This is a genomic window from Pseudomonas protegens (assembly GCF_003732485.1).
Taxonomy (GTDB): Bacteria; Pseudomonadota; Gammaproteobacteria; order Pseudomonadales; family Pseudomonadaceae; genus Aquipseudomonas; species Aquipseudomonas protegens_B.
In genome coordinates this window covers 79296-84796 of sequence record NZ_MOAK01000079.1, presented here as the reverse complement: position 1 = coordinate 84796, position 5501 = coordinate 79296, and the positions used below count along the sequence as shown (strand labels likewise).

5 protein-coding genes are annotated in these 5501 nt (G+C 65.8%); 2 read left to right on the top strand and 3 right to left on the bottom strand.

Annotated features, from left to right (window positions below):
* The 3 genes from BLX41_RS35895 to BLX41_RS21160 form a co-directional block, all read right to left on the bottom strand.
* The coding region (locus tag BLX41_RS35895) for an acyl-CoA dehydrogenase family protein (protein ID WP_259745054.1) at positions 1-375 on the bottom strand (375 nt) is incomplete at its 3' end.
* 10 nt (positions 376-385) lie between these two features.
* A complete protein-coding gene (locus BLX41_RS21165; protein WP_123726464.1) occupies positions 386-1570 on the bottom strand; it encodes an acetyl-CoA C-acyltransferase in 1185 nt (394 codons plus the stop codon).
* 16 nt (positions 1571-1586) lie between these two features.
* On the bottom strand, positions 1587-3707 hold the full coding sequence (locus BLX41_RS21160; RefSeq protein ID WP_123726463.1) for a 3-hydroxyacyl-CoA dehydrogenase NAD-binding domain-containing protein: 2121 nt from the start codon (positions 3705-3707) through the stop codon (positions 1587-1589).
* A gap of 326 nt (positions 3708-4033) precedes the next feature.
* Between BLX41_RS21160 and BLX41_RS21155 the strand changes: the two genes are divergently transcribed.
* Together BLX41_RS21155 and BLX41_RS21150 are read left to right on the top strand one after the other, a co-directional pair.
* Positions 4034-4747: a GntR family transcriptional regulator gene (locus tag BLX41_RS21155; protein ID WP_123726462.1), complete on the top strand. Its 714-nt coding sequence runs from the start codon at positions 4034-4036 to the stop codon at positions 4745-4747.
* Positions 4744-5501: SDR family oxidoreductase (locus tag BLX41_RS21150; protein WP_148059764.1), on the top strand; the 758-nt coding region annotated here is incomplete at its 3' end. The genes BLX41_RS21155 and BLX41_RS21150, both read left to right, overlap by 4 nt.

Below are 5501 nucleotides of genomic sequence, written 5' to 3'. Positions count from 1 at the left end.
GCCCCACCAGTGGCGGCCGTCGAGAATCCGTGGCAGCCAATAGTCCTGCTGCTGTGGGGTGCCGTACTTGATCAGCACCGGCCCCAGCATATTGACGCCGAAGGGCACGATGCGCGGCGCATTGGCCAGCCCGCACTCGAGCTCGAAGATGAACTTTTCCACGGGGCTCCAGCCCGGTCCGCCAAAGGCTTCGGGCCAGTGGTTGGCCAGCCAGCCCCGGGCATTGAGCAGTGCATGCCATTGCTCCATGTCGGCCTTGGACAGGCGCTCGCCTGCGGCCACCTTGTCACTCAGGTCGCTGGGCAGGCGTTCAGCGAGAAAGCTGCGCACCTGGTCGCGGAAGGCTTCTTCTTGTGGGGTGAAACTCAGGTCCATGGCGACGTCCTCAATAGATTTCGAACAACGCGGCGGCGCCCATGCCGCCTGCGATGCACATGCTCACCACGGCGTACTTCACGCCCCGGCGGCGACCCTCGAGCAGCACATGGCCGGCCAGGCGCGCGCCGGTCATGCCGAACGGGTGACCCAGGGCGATGGCGCCGCCGTTGACGTTCAGGCATTCGTCGGCGATGCCCAGCCGCTGCTGGCAGTAGATCGCCTGGGAGGCGAAGGCTTCGTTGAGTTCCCAGAGGCCGATGTCCTCGACCTTGAGGCCGTGCCGGGCCAAGAGCCTGGGCACCGCGAACACCGGGCCGATGCCCATCTCGTCGGGCTCGCAGCCGGCCACCGCCATGCCGCGAAACACCCCCAAGGGGGTCAGGTTGGCGCGGGACGCTTCCCGGGCTTCCATCAATACGCAGGCCGAGGCGCCGTCGGACAGTTGCGAGGCGTTGCCGGCGCTGATGAAACGCCCCGGGCCCTGCACCGGCTCCAGCTTGGCCAGGGCCTCGTAGGTGGTGCCGCGACGGTTGCAGGTGTCGGCGTCCACCGTGACTTGAAGCTGGCTGACCACGCCGCTCTGTTTGTCGGTCAGCGCCATGGTGGTGCTGCAGGGGATGATTTCCTCGCGATAGCGGCCGGCCAGTTGTGCGGCTTCGGTCTTGCGCTGGCTCTCTACCGAAAAACGGTCCTGGGCCTCGCGACTGATGCCATAGCGCGCGGCGACGATGTCGGCGGTTTCGATCATCGGCAGGAACAGTTCCGGCTTGTGCTGCAGGAGCCAGGGGTCGAGGTCCGGATCGTCGCTGGCGCCGCGTCCACGGATCTGGGAAATGCTCTCCACACCGCCGGCGATGATCGCCGGGACACCGTCCACCACGATGCGTCCCGCCGCCATGGCAATGGCCTGCAGCCCGGAGGCGCAGAAGCGGTTGACCGTGGTGCCGGCGATGCCGATGGGCAGGCCGGCGCGGACCACCGCCAGGCGCGCGACGTTGCGCCCGGTGGTGCCTTCGCCGTAGCCGCAGCCGAGGATGGCATCTTCGATCAGCCCCGGATCGATGGCGGCCCGCTCGACCGCGGCGCGCACCGCGAAGGCGGCGAGCGTGGGGCCGGGGGTGATGTTGAACTCGCCGCGATGGGCCTTGGTCAGGGGCGTGCGTGCAGTGGAGACAATGACGGCTTCGCGCATGGGACGTGCTCCTTGGTCAGTGGCTGTGATTGAGGCTGTCGAAGTTCTCGCCGCGCTCTACCAACTGCACCAGCAAGGGCGAGGCTTTCCAGAACAGCGGGTCTTGTTCGGCAAATTCACGGATATCCGCCAGGACCTGGGGCAGGCCGTACTGGTCGGCGTACTTGAGCGGGCCACCGCGGTGCCGGGGGAAGCCGTAGCCGTGGATAAAGGTGATGTCCACGTCCAGGGGCCGCAGGGCGATGCCTTCATGCACCACGTTGGCGCCCTCGTTGATCATGGCCGCCATGTAGCGCCGCAGGATCTCCGGGTTGCTGAAGGTCCGGGGCGTGATACCGGCCCGGGCCCGCTCGGTATCGATGATCGCCAGGACGTCCGGGTCCTGGCTGGCGCTGCGCGGGCCCTGGGCATAGAGGTAGTAGCCACGACCGGTTTTCTGCCCGAACCAGCCGCGCTCGCAGAGGCGGTCGGCAATCTCTACATAGCGGGCCCGGGGATCACGGGTGGCGGCCTTGCGCTGACGGGTCGCCCAGCCGATGTCGCCACCGGCCAGGTCGGCCACCTGGAAGGGCCCCATGGGGAAGCCGAAGTCGCGCAGGGCCTGGTCGATCTGATAGGGCGAGGCGCCGTCTTCCATCATGTAGTCCGCCGCCTGACGGTAGACCGCGAGGATCCGGTTGCCGATGAAACCATCGCAGACCCCGGCACGCACCGGCACCTTGCGCAGTTTCTTCGCCAGTTCGAAGGCCGTGGCCACCACGTCCGGTGCGACCTTGGCCGGGACCACGATCTCCAGCAGCTTCATGATGTTGGCGGGGGAGAAGAAGTGCAGGCCGATGACGTCGGCGGGCCGCGAGACGCTGGCGGCGATAGCGTTGATGTCCAGGTAGGAGGTGTTGCTGGCGAGCACAGCGCCGGGTTTGCACACACGATCCAGTTCGGCGAATACCGCAAGCTTGGCCGCCATGTCCTCGAACACGGCCTCGATCACCAGATCGGCCTGGGCCAGGTCCTGATAGTCGGTGCTGGCGCTGAAGCGGGCCAGGGTCGCGGCCTTGCCCGCCGCATCCAGTCGGCCTTTTTCGATCAGCCCGTCATAGACCTTCTCGACGTTGCCACGGCCCCGGTCCAGGGCCTGCTGGTCGCGCTCGATCATGGTCACCTGCAGGCCGGCGTCGAGGGCCGATACGGCGATGCCGGCGCCCATGGTGCCGCCGCCCACCACGCCCACCCGGACAATGGCCCGAGGCGCTGCCGCACGGGTCTCGGGGGCCTTGAGCACTTCCCGTTCAGCGAAAAAGGCATGCACCAGCCCGGCACGCTGCGGGCTGTCGAGGCATTCCAGAAACAGTCGGCGCTCTTCCCGCAGGCCGTCTTCGAAGGGTTGATCGAGGGCGGCTTGCACGGCCCGGATGATGTGCAACGGCGACAGCAGGCCGCGGGACTTCTGCGTGGCCTGCTGGCGGGCGGCATCTATCGCTTCGCGCTGGGCGTCCGGCTCGCTCAGGGCCTGGGCATCCCGGGTGCGTCGGACAGCGACGCCCTGTTCCAGCAACTGGCGCAGATAGGCCAGGCCTTCGGCCAGGGCGTCATCGCTGTTCCCCAGACGGTCGACCAAACCCAGGTCCAGGGCTTCCTCGGCGCTTACATGTCGCCCGCTGAGCATCAGTTCCAGAGCCGCTTTGGCACCGATCAGGCGGGGCAGGCGCTGGGTGCCACCGGCCCCGGGGAGCAAGCCCAGCAATACTTCCGGCAGGCCGAGCCGGGCGCTGCCGGTGGCCAGGCGGTAATGGGCGGCGAGGGCGACTTCCAGGCCTCCTCCCAGGGCGACTCCCTGGATTGCCGCCAGCACCGGTTTGCTGCTGTCCTCGATCCGCTTGACCACCTCCGGCAGCGCCGGTGCCTGGGGCGTCTTGCCGAACTCGCGAATGTCGGCGCCGCCACAGAAGTGCCGTCCTGCGCCGACCAGCAAGAGGGCGTCGACCGCCGGGTTGTCGCTGGCGCTGTCGATGGCCGCCAGCAGTCCGCGGCGGATCTCCACCCCCAGGGCGTTGACCGGCGGGTTGTTGAGGGTCAGTACCAGGATGTTTCCGTGTAATGCGCTTTCGACGATTGGCAGGGCTGTTTCGCAACTCATTGCAGCAGTCTCCGGGGTGAAGGGCAGCGAGAGGTCGATGGGCGCGGCATGGCGTTGAGGGTGACCAGCAGCACAACACCCCAGTCACCGGTAGCTCGATTCCGCTATTTGAATCACTTGGCGAAAATAATCCTGGCATCAATGAATAATTGGGTCAATACGGAATGATGTTTCGCAGTGCGGAATTAATAAATTGTTTTTGCTGTAAATCGACCCTCCATGACAGGTTTTACTTTGAATTCCGGTATTTGACATATTTGATTTGTGATCACATATTGTCGGACACAAGAACCACAACCCAGGTAGATCCCATGTCTGAAGGTCTCATGTCTCAAAGCCCAATCCCTCTTCCCACGTTGCGTCAGGTTTCTCGCGATACCTTGCAGGAGCAGGTGTACCGGCAGATTCGCGAAGCCTTGATGAGTGGGCGCTTTCAGCCCGGGCAGAAGTTGACCATTCGTGGCCTGGCCGAAGCCTTGGGGTCCAGCCCCATGCCGGTACGCGAGGCCCTGCAGCGCCTGAGCGCGGAAAACGCCTTTGAGGTCACCGAAACCTCCCGCCTGCGGGTACGGATGATGACGCTGGATCGCCTGCGGGAGATCCGTGATGCGCGGGTGGCCCTGGAAGGGCTGCTGGCGGAAAAGGCCCTGCAGCATCTGCAAAAGACCGATCTGCAGGAGATCACCGATCTCTGCCGGCAGATGCAAAAGGCTGCCGATGAGGTGGATGTGTCCCGTTACCTGTGGACCAACTTCGCCTTTCACCGACGTATCTATGCCGTGGCCCGAGCCGAGCTGACCATGGCCGCGGTGGAGAACTTCTGGCTGCACATGGGGCCGTGTTTCGCCCTGGTGGCGCCGGACCAGGCCCACTTGCAACGTTCCATGGAAGCCCACAATCGCATCGTCGAAGCCCTGGCCGCCGGCGATGGTCCGGGAGTGCGCGCGGCCGTCACCGACGACATCATGCAAGCGGCGGATTCCCTGGGCCGGCTGTTGGCCAAGAAGCCTGGAGCGGCGGTCAAGGGAGGTCGGGCATGAGCATCTTGCAGCGGTTGCAGCCTTACCCGGGCTTGCGGGTGATGATTTCCGGCGGCGCAGCAGGCATCGGTGAAGTGCTGGCCAGGGCCTATCTCGAAGCCGGGGCCCAGGTGCACGTCTGTGATGTCAGTGAGGCGGCCCTGGCGGCGTTCCGCGATCGCTACCCCCAGGCGCTGGCGACTCGTACCGATGTCGGTGATCCGGCACAGATCCAGGCGCTGTTCCAGCTTCAGGTGGAGCATTTCGGCGGTCTTGATGTGCTGGTCAACAACGCCGGCATCGCCGGGCCCACGGCGGGCATCGATGCCGTCAGCGACGCCGACTGGCAGCGCACCATCGATATCAACCTGACCGCGCAATACCGCTTCGCTCACCACGCCGTGCCCCTGCTCAAGGCCTCGGACAACGCCCACCTGCTGCACATCGCCTCGGTAGCCGGGCGCCTGGGATATGCCTGGCGTACACCTTATGCGGCCACCAAGTGGGCCATCGTCGGGTTGATGAAGTCCCTGGCTGCCGAGCTTGGGGCCAGCGATATCCGGGTCAATGCGCTGTTGCCGGGGATCGTCGAGGGGCCGCGCATGGACGCGGTGATCCAGGCCCGGGCCGAACAGACCGGGGTACCGGTGGCCGAAATGCGCCAGGAGTACCTGAACAAGATCTCCCTCAAGCGCATGGTCAGCGCCGAGGACGTGGCCGCCATGGCGCTGTTCCTCTGCTCGCCGGCGGCGCGCAACGTCACCGGCCAGGCGAT

Coding starts and splice junctions, on each gene's coding strand:
- BLX41_RS21160 (WP_123726463.1), bottom strand. CDS start 3,707: ATGAGTTGCGAAACAGCCCTGCCAATCGTCGAAAGCGCATTACACGGA.
- BLX41_RS21155 (WP_123726462.1), top strand. CDS start 4,034: ATGTCTCAAAGCCCAATCCCTCTTCCCACGTTGCGTCAGGTTTCTCGC.
- BLX41_RS21165 (WP_123726464.1), bottom strand. CDS start 1,570: ATGCGCGAAGCCGTCATTGTCTCCACTGCACGCACGCCCCTGACCAAG.